This is a genomic window from Flavobacterium columnare NBRC 100251 = ATCC 23463 (assembly GCF_002530675.1).
In the GTDB taxonomy this organism is placed as follows: domain Bacteria; phylum Bacteroidota; class Bacteroidia; order Flavobacteriales; family Flavobacteriaceae; genus Flavobacterium; species Flavobacterium columnare.
The window spans coordinates 1-1,838 of the sequence record NZ_PCMX01000165.1 but is presented as its reverse complement, the minus strand read 5'-3'; the positions used below and the strand labels follow the sequence as shown (position 1 = coordinate 1,838).

The following is a 1,838-nucleotide window of genomic DNA, read 5'->3' as shown; positions in this document are numbered from 1 at the left end:
CGCATAAAGTATTACCCTTTCGGCTCCTTGGTTCCAAACCGCCACGGCTCAAGCACAGCCTACCGTTACGGCTTCCAAGGGCAAGAAAAAGATGATGAAATTAAAGGCGAAGGAAATTCTTTGAATTATACTTTTAGAATGCACGACCCGAGGGTGGGACGTTTTTTTGCTGTTGACCCGTTGACACATCAATATCCTTGGTATTCACCATACCAATTTAGTGGGAATAAGCCAATTCAATTTATTGAAAGAGAAGGAATGGAGGAAATGAGTCCTCCAATTTCAGGAGACATAGATATTATTTATGAAATATTTGCTCCTGCAAAAGATGGTGTTAGAAATATAATTTGGCTACCTCTTTTAAGAGCGGTACAAAGTGATGAACAAGAAGGAAAACAACTTAGAGAAGCTCTTACTCAACTAGGTTTTGAAAAAGAGCTTCATTCAGGTATTTCGAATGTACAGCTAGCCAATTCATTTGATTTAAGGTCACATTCTGCAGGAAATACTGGAGTTATACCAGAGGAAGGTGTAGGTAAGAGGTTGTTGACTTTTGTTGGTGATGCTTTAGACGTAGCTAGTGTTATGCCTACAAAGAGTGGTGTTTTCTTAGCTGTTAAAACAGGTATAGGTGCAAATTCTATTTCTTCTATATTAAGAGGCTTAAAAATTAGTTCTAGAACAGCTGAAATATTACAAACTTTTAGAGATGTTGGAGGGCAAGGAACTTTTAGGAAAGTAGAAGCTGAAGGAATGGCGATTTTTGAAGAAACTTTCAAAACAACAGTTAGAGCTCTTGATAATATTAAAGACTCTAAAAAGGCTGGTGATTTTATTGTTAATTCTGGTAAATATGCTGGTAAATCTGTCGATTTAGTTAGTGCAGTAAATAACAAAAACTTCAATATTAAAAAATTTATAGCTTCTGTTGATGCTCATTACAAAAAAGATGGTGTTGATTTAGTTAATATAGATATTAGAGCTTTAGGAAACGAAGCCAAAGAAATTGTAAGGAAACACATTGGAGGATTAAGTAAGGAAAATAAAGCTAGAACTATACTAACGGAAAGATATGTCAAATAGTATTATTACATACGGGGAAAAGAAAATAAACACAAAGGATTTCGTCTTATTTGTTGCATTAGCATTTTTTTTAGGAAATTTAAAAAGAGATTCTTTGCCAGAATGGTTCAATAGATATTTGGAAGAGGTTATTGATGTTGTGTTAGATGTTAAGCCAATAGGTTGGGCATATTTAGATTTAGAGGAATATTTTGAAACAAATGAAAAAAAAATATTTTTTATAAATTTAATAAATGGTTATATACAAAATCTTAATGAAAAAGGTATAGATAGGATTGAAGCTCATTATATTAATAATTTATTGCATTTAGAAGATATTGAAAAATTAGACAATAATTTTTATTTAGAGATCAAACCGATTAAAGAGTGTTTACAAAATATTATTTTTTTACTAGATGATAATAAAACTGCTAAACCCTCGTAGTTGCGGAAATGAACCTGATCGCTCGGATATGCCCCCGATCGATCGGATATAACACAAAGTGAGTCTCAACGCAAAGGTTACCAGATGTCGCGGATATGACAGAAAGTGATATGCGCAATCTTGGCTCAACGCAAACGTTAGCGCAGAATTGCATTCTGTGCCCGCAACAGTGATTAAAAAATAAAACACGCTTTAGGGCGTGTTTTTTTGTGGGTTGTAGTAAAGAAATAAAACGATTATTTTAAGATGGACTGAATTTTAGTTTTGGCAATAAAGGCATCAATGGTAGCGAAGATATGTTTTTTAGTTTCTTGTAATAGTTAATATTTAA

The 1,838-nt window shown here is 33.3% G+C and carries 2 protein-coding genes; both read left to right on the top strand.

The features are described 5' to 3' along the window. The coding region (locus tag B0A78_RS13995; RefSeq protein ID WP_317044857.1) for an RHS repeat-associated core domain-containing protein at positions 1 to 1,083 on the top strand (1,083 nt) is incomplete at its 5' end. Beyond that, the gene (locus tag B0A78_RS13990; RefSeq protein ID WP_097609792.1) at positions 1,073 to 1,507 is read left to right on the top strand and encodes a hypothetical protein; all 435 of its coding nucleotides are present in this window, start codon (positions 1,073 to 1,075) and stop codon (positions 1,505 to 1,507) included. The genes B0A78_RS13995 and B0A78_RS13990, both read left to right, overlap by 11 nt. Positions 1,508 to 1,838: the final 331 nt, after the last annotated feature.